The organism is Prevotella amnii CRIS 21A-A, from assembly GCF_000177355.1.
GTDB classification, from domain to species: domain Bacteria; phylum Bacteroidota; class Bacteroidia; order Bacteroidales; family Bacteroidaceae; genus Prevotella; species Prevotella amnii.
The window spans coordinates 98,344-112,400 of sequence record NZ_ADFQ01000003.1; the positions used below are offsets into that span (position 1 = coordinate 98,344).

Sequence of the window (14,057 nt, forward strand, 5' to 3'; positions counted from 1 at the left end):
TTTGCAACCTTACATTTACTTTTCTAACGTTTTATAAGCCTTGCTTATTTTACCTTATCAACAATAGCTTTAAAAGCATCTTGATTGTTAATAGCTAAGTCGGCAAGTACCTTACGATTTATTTCAATACCGCTCTTATGAAGAGCACCCATTAACTGGCTGTAGCTCATATCGTAAAGACGAGCAGCAGCGTTAATACGCTGAATCCATAACGCACGGAAATTACGTTTCTTATTACGGCGATCACGATAAGCATAAGTCAAACCTTTTTCATAGGTATTCTTAGCTACCGTCCAAACGTTCTTGCGAGCACCATAGTAACCTTTGGTTTTCTTAAGAATCTTAGTTCTCTTTGCCTTAGAGGCAACATGATTAACTGATCTTGGCATAGTTTTTCTTTCCTTTTAAATGTTTGTTTGACTAAATGATTAACGAAGATTGAGCAAGTCGCGCACCTGCTTCAAGTTTGTCTTGTCTACTATTGTAGTACCAAGAAGGTTTCTCTTCTGCTTCTTTGTTTTCTTAGTCAAAATATGACTATGGAAAGCATGACGACGCTTAATCTTTCCTGAACCGGTGAGCGTGAATCGCTTCTTAGCACCGGAATTTGTCTTTTGCTTTGGCATTTTTTTTAAATTTTAAAAATTAATATTTATTCTTCTATGGTAACGTATATACCAAGACGTTACGCATAGGCGGCCTACCTCTTCTACGCACCACGCGCTTTAAAGCATACTGGCCTTTTACTCTTCTACATTAAGTTTTTTAAGGGCATCGACACCGTTCTTAGCATTAGCAAACAAGCCTCCGTGAGACACATTCTCACCCTGCTTTTCTGCCATAGCAAGCTTTGCCTCTGCACCTGCTGTCTCACGATCGCGCTTTTGCTGGCTCTTTTTCACTACGCCTGCCTTCTTTGGAGTTAGATATAAAAACATCTTCTTACCCTCGAGCTTAGGCAGCTGCTCCACCTTTGCTAACTCTTCCAAGTCGTTGGCAAAACGTAGTAACAACACCTCGCCTTGCTCTTTAAAAAGAATGGAACGTCCACGGAAAAAAACATACGCACGCACCTTATTGCCTTCTTTTAAGAATCCTTGTGCATGCTTGAGCTTAAACAAGTAATCGTGCTCATCGGTCTGAGGACCAAAACGAATCTCTTTTATATCCTGCTTTACCTGCTTCTGCTTCATCTCTTTCTGATGCTTCTTCTGCTGATAAAGGAACTTAGCATAGTCGATGATACGACAAACTGGTGGCTGGGCATTTGGAGATATCTCTACAAGGTCTACACCTTCTTCTTGAGCTAATTCTAAAGCCTTACGAGTAGGCATTACTTCTGCACCTGCATCACTAACAACACGCACCTCTCTAACGCGAATCTGCTCATTCACGCGGTACTGCATTTTTATTTTGTCATTCTTCATTCAACTATTTTAAATTGTTTATTTCGTTTTGAACGGCTGCAAAGTTACCTACTTTCAACGAATTACCCAAATTTTTTTTATCTAAAATTGCCCTTTCCACATCTAAAGCAGCTCAAAAACTCATCTTTTCCTCGTCTTATAAGCCCTTTTTGCGGCACTATCACCCCACACTTTCTTTCCCACCTTACATTAAAAAGAGGGTAAAAGCCCTGCTTACCTGCCTTTACCCTCTCTCCTTATATATAATAAGCCAGCCTTCTTGCCAGCCTAAACGCTACCATACCTTAGCCGTTAATATCCTTTAGCTGCTCAGCAACCTCTGCCTTTACACGCTCTATAAACGCCTTAACAGGCATTGTAGACTGCTCGCCGCCGCCTTGCTTACGCATAGCTACAAGCCCTTCGGCAGCCTCTTTCTCGCCCACTACCACCATATAAGGAATGCGTTTTAGCTCGTTGTCGCGTATCTTACGACCCACTTTCTCGTTTCTATCATCTATAAGCGCACGAACGTCAGAAGCATCGAGCTGCTGCTTTACCTTACGTGCATAGTCGTTATACTTCTCTGAAACAGGAAGTATAGCTACCTGATCTGGGGTAAGCCACAAAGGGAAATGCCCAGCGGTATGCTCTATAAGCACTGCGGTAAAACGTTCTAACGAGCCGAAGGGGGCTCGGTGTATCATGACAGGGGTTTTCTTTGTATTATCCTCTGCAGTATATTCCAAATGAAAACGTTGTGGAAGATTGTAATCTACCTGAATAGTACCAAGCTGCCAACGACGCCCAATGGCATCTTTCACCATAAAGTCGAGCTTAGGACCATAGAAAGCTGCCTCGCCAAGCTCTACCGTAGCCTTTAAGCCCTTCTCTTTGCAGGCTTGCTTAATGGCTTGCTCGCTCTCATTCCATACCTCATCATCGCCTATATACTTATCTTTATCCTCTGGATCGCGTAAAGATATCTGTGCCTCATAGTTTTCAAAGCCAAAGGTTTTAAACACCTTTAAGATAATATCTATGTTGTTTTCAAACTCTGCCTTAACCTGATCGGGGCGTACAAAGATGTGAGCATCGTCTTGAGTAAAGTTGCGCACACGTGTAAGGCCATGTAGCTCGCCGCTCTTCTCATACCTGAACACTGTACCAAACTCTGCTATACGCAGTGGTAAGTCTTTATAAGAACGTGGTTTATAAGCATATACCTCACAGTGGTGAGGGCAGTTCATAGGTTTTAACATATATTCCTCGTCCTCTTCAGGGGTCTGGATAGGCTGAAAAGCATCTTTACCATAGTGAGCATAATGCCCTGAGGTGATATATAGGTTTTTGCTACCTATACCCGGAGTGATAACCTCTTGATAATTATAAGGCTTTAACAGCTTACGAAGCATGTCTTGCAAGCGCAAGCGGAGCTGCGTGCCCTTAGGTAACCATATTGGCAAGCCCTTTCCCACACGATCTGAAAACATAAAAAGCTCCATCTCCTTACCTATCTTACGATGATCGCGCTTCTTAGCCTCTTCCAACATGAGAAGATATTCGTCTAACATCTTCTTCTTAGGGAAGGTAATGCCATAGATACGTGTTAGCTGAGCGTTCTTAGCATCGCCACGCCAAAAAGCTCCGGCAACGCTTGTTAGCTTTACTGCCTTGATAAGCCCTGTAGAAACTAAGTGAGGACCACGACAAAGGTCAGTAAAATTGCCTTGAGAATAGGTAGAGATAGTACCATCTTCCAAGTCTTTTTCTATATGTTCTACCTTATATTCCTGCCCATCGGCTTTAAACTCTTTTATAGCCTCAGCCTTAGATACCTCACGGCGAATGATAGGACTGTTTTTCTTTGCCAGCTCCATCATCTTTGCCTCTATCTTTGGAAAGTCGTTCTCTGATATTGGTGTGCCGTCGGCAGTCTGAACGTCATAGAAGAAACCATTTTCTAAAGCAGGACCAAAGCCGAACTGTATGCCCGGATAAAGCTCTTTTAATGCCTCTGCCAAGAGGTGAGCAGAAGAATGCCAGAAGCTATGCTTACCCTCTTCATCTTCAAAGCGATAAAGAGCTATGATAGCATCTTCGTTAATAGGCCTGTTAAGCTCTGTTGTTACACCATTTACACCGCAAGATACAACGTTGCGAGCGAGAGCCGGTGATATGCTCTCGGCTATTTGATAACCAGTAACGCCCTGCTCGTATTCACGTACAGAGCCGTCGGGGAATGTGATTTTAACCATACTACAAATTAGTTTTATAAATCAAAGTTAGCGCAAAGTTACTAATATAATAGGTAAAAAAGCAATTATTACCTAACATTTATCATATAAGAAAAGCACCTACAAGGATTTTTCTCCTTATAGGTGCCTTTATGCCTCGTATCTTTAGCCTTAGTAGCTATCGCCATAACCGGCGGGCTTACCGTTCTTTTGATAATCGGGTATAGGATACTTGTCGCCCGTAGCTTTCTTAGTACCCTCTTCATTAAACTTGTTACCGTAGTCCTTACCCTTCTCGTTACACATCATAGCTTTTGTGATAGGGAAGATTAACGCTCGTGGTATACCAAATACCTTACGCTGAAAAGTGCCACCATTCCATATACTAAACACTTTTGCCCTGTTTTGTAACCCACCTTCATAAAGACCTAACGTGTAATAAGAGCCCGAGTCTCCAGTACCCGACTTACCAGTTCCCTTAATCTGTCCCTGTGCAGGCACTTTGCGCACAATGTTATACTGCTCGCCATTCTTCCACCACGCCTCCTTAGAAATATCTTCTACCGTAAGCGGAGCATCGCCTATCCAGCGGCTTGTAACTATCATCTGGCAGTCTGTTTCCTGAAGGTTTTGCTTGCCGGGTTTAAGGTTTTTCATCTCATACCTATAGGCGCACCTTAGCCTGTTACCATATACAGAGTTCTTTTCAAAGCGTATGGCATATATAAAATTTGTACCTCTTGGGTTATAATAATAGCTTGTAAAGCCTTTTATGTTTCTTTCCGATGTCTTTCCTCTTAAATGCTGATATGCATTGTTATCAGACATATCCCTGTTATCGCATAAAAACAGGCGGTTAGCATCATCTGTATATAATGGTGCATAGAGCGTTACCCACTCTTCGTACCCATAGTCAGGGTCGCTAAAAGAGCCATTATTATCAGTCCACCACACTAAGTCTTCAGGTCTGTTTTTGGGGTTAGGGAAAAGAATAGTCATCTCATCGAATGTAGGCAGACGATAGCCCTCAGGATAGAAGTCGGCTTTCTGTGCTTCTTCGTAAGAGAAGAAACGTTCCCAACCTTTTGTGAAAAATGGAGTCCAACGGCTCGCTGTAGTCTTGTCTACCCTGTCGTCTTCCCACCATGTTTGCTTAGCCTTTAAGGCATGAGGTGCCATGCGGTTAAGCATGTTTAAGAACTGAAAGTGTGGATATGGTTCAGGCTTGGCCATAACACCCGTTATGCGTCTTAGCTTTCCCTCGTCATTAACATACGAATACCTGCTCGTGAAAGGACCCTTACCGCCTATCTGCTTAATGATATATCCACCGTTAAGAGCACCTATATCGGTCTCCACTCCTCCCGTCTTATGTGCTGGCATACCCCAGAGATACCAACGATAGAAAGTACCTAACTTGCGATGCGGATTCTCATCATACTTATCTACCTTTAAGCCATTACTAACATCTAAGATAATGCCATACTTGTCAAGGTTTATATTGCCATCAAAATCTTTCTTTAAGAACTTTTCGTTCCTCGGAGGATTATACTGCCACCTCTTGCTAAGAATGTCGTTATCAAACTTACCTCCACCAGCTTTTTGTATGAAAAACACGCCTTCAGGCTCTAAGGCTGTGGTGTTAAAATAAAACTTCTCATCTGTAGACACGTTCCTGTCTACCTTTATTTCCACTTTCAGAAGTACTCCAAGTGGCTTAAAACGAAACTTTAATAAAGGAGTCTTCCTCTGTCCTATCTCTACCTTTTGATAATCGGAAGCTATAGGAAAATCTTTTATATTATCTTCTACGCTCTCACCTTTCAGGTCGGCTTTCATAAAGCTTATAACCTCTTTTCTTTCCTTTCCGGCAATCTGCCCTTGAGCATTATACTTGTTAAGCTCTATATTCTTAACCGTGCCACCACTAAAGCCGCACACCTTCCATTTGTCGCCTGTAAGAGTGTTGTGTGCGCCTCCCTTTAGCCATGTTACATTAACATTTCTTGAGCGTGCACCCAGTAAAGTTATCTTTTTTGTTTTGTCGTCTACCTTTATTTTCCACTCCAGCTCAAAGCGTCCTAACACAGCATTTTCGCCTTGATCGTTAGTAAGATAACACGTTGCCTTAAAAATATTGGTATTTGCTATCTGACCATTTATATCTAAATTGACCGCTCTTGTCTTTACGCTATGCTGAGAACGCATCTCGCTAACCATAGTTGCCAAATTAGCAGCGTCCTGCTCTGTAAGAAAAGAAGGATCTACCTCCATGCTTAGCGTTGTTACCTTGGCATGCTCTTCTGCCTTATTGCCTTTTATATCATTGTCAGGTACAAGAGGTATCTCTGTACACCCCGAAAGAAATATTACTAAAAGGCTAAAGATAACAAAACCTTTAAAAATGTTAGTCTTATTCATATATACTATTATTTTTTTAGTTACTGTATTTTTTCATCTGTATAACCTGTTCCTTTTTTACTCATCATACTCATCTACGGGTACCTCACCCCCATCTTCCAAATTGTCCATAGTAGCTTCTGTAGAAAATTTCATCATGACAGGCTCTTCCTCCATCAAAATAACTTCGCATACAGGCTTTTCGTATACTTCCTTTTTTTCCTCCATATCCATAATTATAGTATTAAACATATATATATAATATTAAAACAAAGCGGTGATAAGAAATGTCTTTACAAAAACGTTATCACATCTAAAATGTTTTTGTAAAATAAATTTTATCAAAACTTTTAGTGGTGCAAAGATAGTAAGATTTTTGTGAAAAGAAATTATAAATCGGTTTTTTTTTTACACAGGTTTTCTTTCAAAGTGTAACGAGCCTTAATCCGTTACACTACATTCAATAAAAAAGCAAGGCAACATCTGCCTTGCTTAACATTTCTTTTACTATTTCTTATAAAGAGCTATCCACCACAAAAGAACAGCACTATGAGCTGTGCGGTAAGAATGCGAAGGAACATTGTTAGCGGATAAACCGTAGAATAGCCTATAGCGGGAGCCTCGCCCACACAAACAGAGTTAGCATAAGCCAAAGCGGGAGGGTCAGTATAAGAACCGGCTATCATGCCCATAATGGTGAAATAATTGAACTTATACCTCTTTCTTGCTATAAACCCTATCAGCAATATAGGAATGACGGTTATTAAAAAGCCCGTATATACATACTTTAACCCATCGCCCTGCACTACAGTATCCCAAAAGCCATGACCTGCCTTTATGCCCACCGAGGCAAGGAAAAGAGCCAAGCCAAACTCGCGTAGCATCATATTAGCCGATGTAGTAGTGTAGGTAATAAGGTGCATACGATGACCAAACCTGCCTATAAGAATGGCTATTATAAGCGGACCACCTGCCAAACCCAGCTTTAAAGGCACAGGCATGTTAGGTATAGCTATAGGCAGACTACCAAAGAGAATGCCCACAAGTATGCCTATGAAGATAGTGGCAAAGTTGGGGTGATTAAGGAGCTTCTCAGAATTGCCCATCATCTCTGACACGCGAGCTACATTCTCCTCGCTACCCACTACGGTAAGTCTGTCGCCAATGTTAAAGATATGGCTGCTCGAGGCAAAAAGCTCCATGCCCTGACGGGTAATGCGCGTAATATTAACACCATAGACAGCGTTAAAAGGTATGTTACCCAGCATCTTGCCGTTTATAGACTCTCGCGTGATAACCACCTGCTTACTTATCAGGCGTTGCTTCTGCTCCTCCTCACGCCAGTTAGCCTCTATAGCCGGACCTATAAAAGCCTGAATGGCAGGAGCATCAGCCTCAGCACACACTACAAGTATCTCGTCGTCCATCTCAAGGTTAGTATTACGTGTAGGCACACTTACTACGCCCTTATGCATGAGGCGGGTACAGACAATATCTCTATTTAAAAACTCTGTTATCTCTTGCAGCGTCCTGCCTGCTATATAAGCATTAGACACCTTTAAGCACATCATGTGAGGCTTATCGTCAGGACTCTCCTGCTCAAGCTCCTTTATCTTTAAGTTTTCTTCATCTATGTTTACACGACAAATAAAGCGTATAGCCAGCGTAGCACCTATAATGCCCATAACGCCAAGCGGATAAGCACAGGCATAACCGGAAGCTATATCAAAGCTCTGACCAGAAGAGAAAACACTGCTCAAAGCCTCCTTTGCTGCTCCAAGACCCGGAGTGTTAGTAACAGCACCGTAAAGAGTGCCCACCATCATAGGGAGGTTATCAGGATTTTTAGTATCGAAGAAGATGTAATAACAGCCGAACATCACCACGATATTAAGCAAGATAATGGCAGCTGCCAAAGCGTTTAGCTTTATGCCACCCTTACCAAAACTCTCGAAAAAGCCCGGACCTACCTGCATACCTATCATAAAGACAAAGAGGATAAGACCAAAGTCTTGCAAAAAACTAAGTATCCCTATAGGACCCGTAAAACCAATATGCCCAGCAAAAATGCCTACAAAAAGCACAAAGGTAACACCTAAGGAAATGCCGCCTATCTTGATCTTACCTAAGTAAATACCCGCGGCGATAACAATAGAATAGAGCAACACCACGTGCGCTATGCTATCCGTCGTTGTAAATAAATTGATTAGCCAGTCCATAATTATATTTTATAAGTGGTGCAAAGATACGATATTTAAAAATAATAACAAGAATAAATATTTTCTTTTTTTTTACCTTTTTTAAACAGTTATCTCGCCGCTACCATAACAGCGGTCGTGCTGTTCGTCGTAAATAACGCAAAACTGCCCCGGAGCCACACCATGTATCTTCTGCTGAGAGTGTATAACACCGCTGCCACCCTCTGCCAAAGCCTCCTTGGTAGAGCCCACTTCTAAAAAGCCTTTATGATACTCTGGGGTATGGCGTATCTTAAAGGTTATAGGTATAAGCCTTGTATGGCTTTCTATAGAAAGGTCTTCCTGCAAACCTACACCGTCCTTACCCTCAAAAAGCTCTAACCCCTCAGGGGTAAGCCAGTGTAGCCCTAAGACCTTAAAAGAGCGTTTATAAGCCAGCTCAGGGTCGTAACCATGGCTAACATAAAGAACATTCCTTTCTACGTCCTTACTCACTACAAACCACGGACCTCCTCCAAGCCCCAAGCCCTTGCGCTGACCTATGGTATGAAACCACAAGCCCTTATGCTCGCCTATCTTCTTACCCGTTTCCTTCTCTATAATATCGCCCTTGCTTTCGCCAAGATAACGGCGAACATACTCATTATAATCTATATTACCCAAAAAGCAGATGCCTTGCGAATCCTTACGCGCAGCGTTTATAAGATGCTCACGTTCGGCGATACGGCGCACCTCGTCCTTAGCATAATGGCCTATCGGGAAGATAGCCTTTTGTAGCTGCCAAGGGTATATCTGAGAAAGGAAATCGGTCTGATCCTTTACAGCATCAGGAGAGGTACATAGCCATTTCTTACCATCTATCCACTTCGTTTGAGCATAATGACCAGTGGCTATAAGGTCGTACTCATGACCTTTCTTCTTATAAAAAGCACCAAACTTGATGAGCCTGTTACACATAACATCAGGGTTTGGCGTAAGCCCCACCCTTACCTTATCCATAGTATACTTGGTAACCTCGCCCCAATACTCCTTATGACAGTCTACCACCTCGAGCTTACAGCCAAACCGCTTGGCTACGGCGGTAGCCATCTCGAGGTCCTCCTCTGAAGTGCAATCCCACTGATCAGCCTCCTTAGGACCTATCTTAATATAGTAACAGTCCGGGTGTAAGCCTATACGGGCAAGCTCCCATACCACTACCGAGCTATCTACACCCCCCGATAGCAACACGGCTATCTTCTTATGTTTTATCTCTTCTATGTCCATTTTAGTCTATATCCTTTATTATCTCAATGCCTGAAGGCTCATGCTGCTTCTTATGCTTCTTAGTCTTCATTCTCTCAAAACCCATACCATAAACGGCGTTTACGGCAGCCTGAGAGACAAAAGCCTTATCGTCTATCTCGTCTATAACACGATATACCGAGCGAGCCTGCGACCTGCTTGCCACCACAAACAGCATGCCCACCTTATCGCGCGTATAAAAACCACGAGCCTCTATTACCGTACAGCCACGCACCACCCTTTGACCTATGGCCTTGCCTATCTCCTGCCAATGAGAAGAAACAATAAAAAACTGCACCGAACCACGACGACCGTTTATAACATAGTCTACCGTGAAGCTCATCACAAACAACACTATATAACCATAGATAACATGCTCCCAATTGTGCAAGATAAGGTAGCTACACGTTATTATAAGCAAATCGCAACCTAAAATAACCCTGCCCAGCGATATGTCGTGAAACTTTCTTACCATGGCTGCCACCACATCAGACCCTCCCGAACTGGCATTATACAGCAAAGCCACACCCGTACCAAAGCCTAAGAACACACCTCCTATGACACAAGCCAAAAAAGGCTCGTCTAAGAAAAGATTAGCATGAGCTAACACACTTTGAAAAAAAGACGTCATTATAGTAAACACCACCACAGCATAAATAGTGCGCACACTAAACTGCCAGCCCAGCACATACAAGGCAGCAAGCAAAAGACAAGCATTTAACGAAAAGTATATATACTGCACCGGAATATCAAAACCCCAAAAAACTATGGCTGATATACCTGCTATACCACCTATAGGTATCTTGTGAGGAAGCAAAAAAGCACACCAACCAAAGCTACCTATACACATAGAAAGCGCAATAATTACATAATCTGACAGATCTCTGATGATTCCCGTTTTCTTGTTAGCCATTTCTTTATATTTTAAATACTATTATTCAATAATAAAACTATGTTACTATTTCTATAGTACAAAGTTAGGCATTTATTTATAGAAAGATACATTCTTTTGGACTTTAAGTTTATCATTTACTTTATATTCCTTATCTTTATTCTACTGATATTAATCACTGTATACTTAGAAATAAAATCTCTTTTCTAGAATGCTTACAAAAGAGATTTTATTTCTTTTAGTTATTATTATTTTAAATTAATTTACAAATACTTCTCAAGAATTACTTCGCCGCCTTATTAAACTAACCAAAGCTATAAAATTTGGAATATAAATAAAAAGAAAAAGAAATCCTAAGAATAAAATATTTGAGAGAGAGAATTGTCTTGCATCATATATCAACACTCCAAATAGCACTGTCAAAATTAGAAAGAAACTAGCAAAACAAACACACTCAAACAAAGTAGCTGTACCTTTGGTGTTTAACCAAGATCTTCGCGTCAATACTATTGATTTTATTATTTTAGATATAATCATTTTCCCATACATTTTTTATAATTATCTGTTGCACTATATTCACAATTTGCATATTGGTAAATAGATACAGCTACACCTATTGCTGTAACTGGAGTAGGACCACCCAAACAAGAAACTCCAGTACTTATTAAATAGTCTCTAAGGCATGTTCGTGAATTGTAAATATCCTCACATACTTGCTTTCTACTTTTTTTGTGCTTATCCCCACGTAAATCTATACTTCTTGTAGCCACACTTTTACTCCTCATTGTGATTTCATAATTAACAACAGGTAGCATATTTAATAAAAGACTTTTTTCTAGTGCGGTCAAATTTTTATTTGAAATAATATCGGATGCTGAACAACTTTTCCTGAGTAAAAATTGCTGAAAAATTATATTAAACTCTTTTGAATATACCTCACTTAAAACCTTTTTAGAATATTCTATATTGCCCAACATTTTTTTGCAGAGTAACTCCTTCTATTTTTTTATTCTTTAGCTCTTTTGCAAAGAGTTTAGAGTAGTTTTGCACAAAATTTTCATCAGCGCTATCTAACCTTAAATAGATAAGATTATCTTCTACAGAGTTTATCCCTGCCACAGAGTTTGATCGCGTTGATGTTTTTTTATGTAGCAGCTTACTTATTTCATAGTTTTGCAAAGCATAATAATTAGATAAATCTTGCTCAAACTGAACTTCAGAAGCATTTAATTCTTTTCTATATGTTAAATTCTCATCGTCTGAACAACAAGAAAAGATAAAACAAGAGATGATTAACAAACATACCGCCTTTTTAGAAAAAAAACGAATAGACTTAAAAGATTTCATAAAAACCTCCTTTTTAAAGAGTTAATAATAAAGATTGTTTAAAAGCAGAAAAATAGACTTTCTGACTATTTTGGACAAAAATACACATAAAAAACAAAATACTCAAACATTTCGATGTTTTTTTTCCTCGCCGAGAGATGCAGACAACCTCTCGGCGAGGGCTACTCTTTTATTGCACTTCGTTTTGGAACTTGTAAAACACAAACCACACATAACACAACTATACATAAGGCTTGAAAAAGAAAAATAGATTATTTTTATTGCATTTTTAATTTATTTTTCCATTAAAAATAAATTAAAAATGCTTTTTCCCGACGTTCTTTCTCCCCACAGAAGCACCTATGCTTTTAAGGTAAAAGTAATAGAAAAGATTAGAAAGTTACCTCAATATTAAGTTTTCCGCCCAAGCCTCGTTCCACAATATCGAATAAAGTTTTCAATGTTATGTTTTCCCCATCATTTTCTACTTTCGATATAAAAGCACGTCTTTTATTTACTCGTTCGGCTAACTGTGCCTGAGTAAGTCGCTGTGTTTCTCGTGCCTCTTTTATCTTAAGCCCAATACGCAATGATGCCAATTCATTTTCTAACTCATTACGCTTAGCAGTACCTATAGAACCATAATACTTGGTTTTAATCTCATCTAAAGTTTGTATATTTTTCATCTTATTTTTCACCTTTTTCTTTATAATACTCATCTTTTAATCTTTCTGCTTTCTGAATCTCTGTTCTTGGTGTTTTTTGCGTTTTCTTTTGAAATCCACTTAACAAAACTACCAACTTGTTACCGTCAAAAAAACAAAAAATCCTAAAAATATTATTAGACAATTGAGCCCTTATTTCAAACAAACCATTTGTACCTTCTATATGTTTCAAATAAATTTTGGGTATTCGCTGTATTTGCTCTATAATATCTAATACCTTAATAATTTTCGTCCGCACTTTCTCTGTCTGCGCCTCAAAAAAGGTATCAAAACCGTCTTTATATGTTACAACTTCCCTATACTTCATACTACAAAGGTAATTTATAAATTACATCTACACAAATATTAGTAACCTATTTTAGCCTTTTTGCTATTCTTTTTGCTGTTTTTATCCTTTAAGATGAGGTCGCTTAAGAAATAGCCTAACTCTACAGATACTATGCCTATGCCTGCTCCCACTAAGACATCGCTCACCCAATGCCTGTTGTTAAGCACCCGGCACACACCCGTTGCAGCTGCTAAAGAATATCCTGCCACGCTATACCAATAGCTTTTAGTTGCGCCATACTCCTTATGCAGTATGGTAGCTGCCATAAAGGCTGTGGCAGTATGCCCGGAGGGGAAAGAGTTTGGCGAGGTATCGTCGGGGCGCATCTCTCTAACGGTATATTTTATACCATTTACCAAAGCTGCCATAATAAGAGCAGACGACACATTGCTCACAGCAAGACGCTTAAAAGAACTCTTACCCTGCACGCCCGAAAGGTTTAAGCCCCATGTGGCAAGCAAGGGGGCGTACTGTATGTAGTCGTCTACAGTGGTTTTAAAAGAAGGGAAACTCCTGTTACGCATCTCCCGAAAGTTGCGCTTATAGCTCTTTACACAAAGCCCTGTACCCACTAAACCCAAGCCAGCGTAAGAAGAACTATTAAAAAGGCTATTCACACCCTTTTGAGCCTCCACCTTAAAAGCCTGCTCACCACTTTTCACAAACGTGCTATCCGCACCCTCTACACATAAAGGCAGAAGAGAGAAAAGCACTACTATAAGAAAACTATGCCTACACTTCATAGCCTGCAAAGATACGCTTTTCATGCCAAAAAGCAAAGGCTGACGCCAAGAAAAAGTGGCAAAAAGGGGTGCAAAAATTTTCGTAAAGAAAGTTTTTTTTTTTTACAAAAGTTAAAATGTTCTCTCTTCTACCCTTTATTGCATAATTTTGCAATCGTTTTAAGCGGTACACACTTATAAAAGATATCTGTGCAGACATAGTTTTTTTATAAGAGAAAGCTACGAGAAGAAAACACACAGGTGAAAGGAAAGATATTTTTTTTAGACACATAAAAAAAGAGGATAATGAGAAAAAAAGAAGAAAAGAAGCTGCCATACTGTAAGCCCATGGCTTACCTTATGACCATGCCAGGCTATATGCCACTAATGGCAGGAAGCATTCAGGGAGACATCACAGGTACTACAAACGGTGGCGACATTAGCGGAGAAGTCACTACCGATGACGACAATCTTATAGGTCAGGAAATCGACGATTAAAAGCTGCCGTCTTTGCCACACATAGATATATAATATAAGTA

15 protein-coding genes are annotated in these 14,057 nt (G+C 40.1%); 1 reads left to right on the forward strand and 14 read right to left on the reverse strand.

Annotated features, from left to right (window positions below; genetic code table 11):
• Positions 1-44: 44 nt before the first annotated feature.
• The 14 genes from rplT to HMPREF9018_RS00490 form a co-directional block, all read right to left on the reverse strand.
• Positions 45-389, reverse strand: coding sequence for a 50S ribosomal protein L20 (gene rplT, locus HMPREF9018_RS00430; RefSeq protein ID WP_008446596.1), 345 nt, complete (start codon positions 387-389; stop codon positions 45-47).
• Positions 390-428: 39 nt separating this feature from the next.
• Entirely contained in the window at positions 429-626 is a 198-nt protein-coding gene (rpmI, locus tag HMPREF9018_RS00435; protein ID WP_008446461.1) for a 50S ribosomal protein L35, read from the reverse strand.
• Between the two features lie 117 nt (positions 627-743).
• Entirely contained in the window at positions 744-1,427 is a 684-nt protein-coding gene (gene infC, locus HMPREF9018_RS00440) for a translation initiation factor IF-3 (protein WP_008446629.1), read from the reverse strand.
• 284 nt (positions 1,428-1,711) lie between these two features.
• Positions 1,712-3,664 (reverse strand): threonine--tRNA ligase, encoded by a 1,953-nt coding sequence (gene thrS, locus HMPREF9018_RS00445; protein WP_008446486.1) that lies wholly within the window; start codon positions 3,662-3,664, stop codon positions 1,712-1,714.
• A 150-nt stretch (positions 3,665-3,814) separates the two neighbouring features.
• Positions 3,815-6,064 carry a hypothetical protein gene (locus HMPREF9018_RS00450; protein WP_008446622.1) on the reverse strand — a complete coding sequence of 750 codons (2,250 nt, stop codon included), beginning with the start codon at positions 6,062-6,064 and terminating at the stop codon, positions 3,815-3,817.
• A gap of 57 nt (positions 6,065-6,121) precedes the next feature.
• Entirely contained in the window at positions 6,122-6,295 is a 174-nt protein-coding gene (locus tag HMPREF9018_RS10945) for a hypothetical protein (RefSeq protein WP_019035765.1), read from the reverse strand.
• Between the two features lie 272 nt (positions 6,296-6,567).
• A complete protein-coding gene (locus HMPREF9018_RS00455; protein WP_036854190.1) occupies positions 6,568-8,262 on the reverse strand; it encodes a putative transporter in 1,695 nt (564 codons plus the stop codon).
• A gap of 81 nt (positions 8,263-8,343) precedes the next feature.
• Positions 8,344-9,507, reverse strand: a complete 1,164-nt coding sequence (gene mnmA / locus HMPREF9018_RS00460) for a tRNA 2-thiouridine(34) synthase MnmA (RefSeq protein ID WP_008446696.1) — start codon at positions 9,505-9,507, stop codon at positions 8,344-8,346.
• A gap of 1 nt (position 9,508) precedes the next feature.
• Complete coding sequence (locus HMPREF9018_RS00465; protein WP_008446493.1) at positions 9,509-10,438, reverse strand: YitT family protein; 930 nt, start codon at positions 10,436-10,438, stop codon at positions 9,509-9,511.
• Positions 10,439-10,950: 512 nt separating this feature from the next.
• Entirely contained in the window at positions 10,951-11,394 is a 444-nt protein-coding gene (locus tag HMPREF9018_RS00470; RefSeq protein ID WP_039863828.1) for a hypothetical protein, read from the reverse strand.
• Entirely contained in the window at positions 11,369-11,764 is a 396-nt protein-coding gene (locus HMPREF9018_RS00475) for a hypothetical protein (protein ID WP_008446459.1), read from the reverse strand. The genes HMPREF9018_RS00470 and HMPREF9018_RS00475 overlap by 26 nt, the downstream gene beginning before the upstream one ends.
• Positions 11,765-12,135: 371 nt before the next feature.
• Complete coding sequence (locus HMPREF9018_RS00480) at positions 12,136-12,429, reverse strand: helix-turn-helix domain-containing protein (RefSeq protein WP_008446670.1); 294 nt, start codon at positions 12,427-12,429, stop codon at positions 12,136-12,138.
• Position 12,430: 1 nt separating this feature from the next.
• Positions 12,431-12,775 (reverse strand): type II toxin-antitoxin system RelE/ParE family toxin, encoded by a 345-nt coding sequence (locus tag HMPREF9018_RS00485; protein WP_008446528.1) that lies wholly within the window; start codon positions 12,773-12,775, stop codon positions 12,431-12,433.
• A gap of 38 nt (positions 12,776-12,813) precedes the next feature.
• A complete protein-coding gene (locus tag HMPREF9018_RS00490) occupies positions 12,814-13,563 on the reverse strand; it encodes a phosphatase PAP2 family protein (RefSeq protein ID WP_316908799.1) in 750 nt (249 codons plus the stop codon).
• A gap of 261 nt (positions 13,564-13,824) precedes the next feature.
• On the opposite strand from HMPREF9018_RS00490, the gene HMPREF9018_RS00500 reads away from it, so the two are divergent.
• On the forward strand, positions 13,825-14,016 hold the full coding sequence (locus HMPREF9018_RS00500) for a hypothetical protein (protein WP_008446680.1): 192 nt from the start codon (positions 13,825-13,827) through the stop codon (positions 14,014-14,016).
• Positions 14,017-14,057 lie beyond the last annotated feature (41 nt).

Bases quoted from the DNA above. Each gene is read 5' to 3' on its own strand.
- HMPREF9018_RS00490 (WP_316908799.1), bottom strand. From the start codon at position 13,563: ATGAAAAGCGTATCTTTGCAGGCTATGAAGTGTAGGCATAGTTTTCTT.
- HMPREF9018_RS00450 (WP_008446622.1), bottom strand. From the start codon at position 6,064: ATGAATAAGACTAACATTTTTAAAGGTTTTGTTATCTTTAGCCTTTTA.
- HMPREF9018_RS00475 (WP_008446459.1), bottom strand. From the start codon at position 11,764: ATGAAATCTTTTAAGTCTATTCGTTTTTTTTCTAAAAAGGCGGTATGT.
- infC (WP_008446629.1), bottom strand. From the start codon at position 1,427: ATGAAGAATGACAAAATAAAAATGCAGTACCGCGTGAATGAGCAGATT.
- HMPREF9018_RS00480 (WP_008446670.1), bottom strand. From the start codon at position 12,429: ATGAAAAATATACAAACTTTAGATGAGATTAAAACCAAGTATTATGGT.
- HMPREF9018_RS00455 (WP_036854190.1), bottom strand. From the start codon at position 8,262: ATGGACTGGCTAATCAATTTATTTACAACGACGGATAGCATAGCGCAC.
- HMPREF9018_RS00465 (WP_008446493.1), bottom strand. From the start codon at position 10,438: ATGGCTAACAAGAAAACGGGAATCATCAGAGATCTGTCAGATTATGTA.
- rpmI (WP_008446461.1), bottom strand. From the start codon at position 626: ATGCCAAAGCAAAAGACAAATTCCGGTGCTAAGAAGCGATTCACGCTC.
- HMPREF9018_RS00500 (WP_008446680.1), top strand. From the start codon at position 13,825: ATGAGAAAAAAAGAAGAAAAGAAGCTGCCATACTGTAAGCCCATGGCT.
- mnmA (WP_008446696.1), bottom strand. From the start codon at position 9,507: ATGGACATAGAAGAGATAAAACATAAGAAGATAGCCGTGTTGCTATCG.
- rplT (WP_008446596.1), bottom strand. From the start codon at position 389: ATGCCAAGATCAGTTAATCATGTTGCCTCTAAGGCAAAGAGAACTAAG.
- HMPREF9018_RS00485 (WP_008446528.1), bottom strand. From the start codon at position 12,775: ATGAAGTATAGGGAAGTTGTAACATATAAAGACGGTTTTGATACCTTT.
- HMPREF9018_RS00470 (WP_039863828.1), bottom strand. From the start codon at position 11,394: ATGTTGGGCAATATAGAATATTCTAAAAAGGTTTTAAGTGAGGTATAT.
- thrS (WP_008446486.1), bottom strand. From the start codon at position 3,664: ATGGTTAAAATCACATTCCCCGACGGCTCTGTACGTGAATACGAGCAG.
- HMPREF9018_RS10945 (WP_019035765.1), bottom strand. From the start codon at position 6,295: ATGTTTAATACTATAATTATGGATATGGAGGAAAAAAAGGAAGTATAC.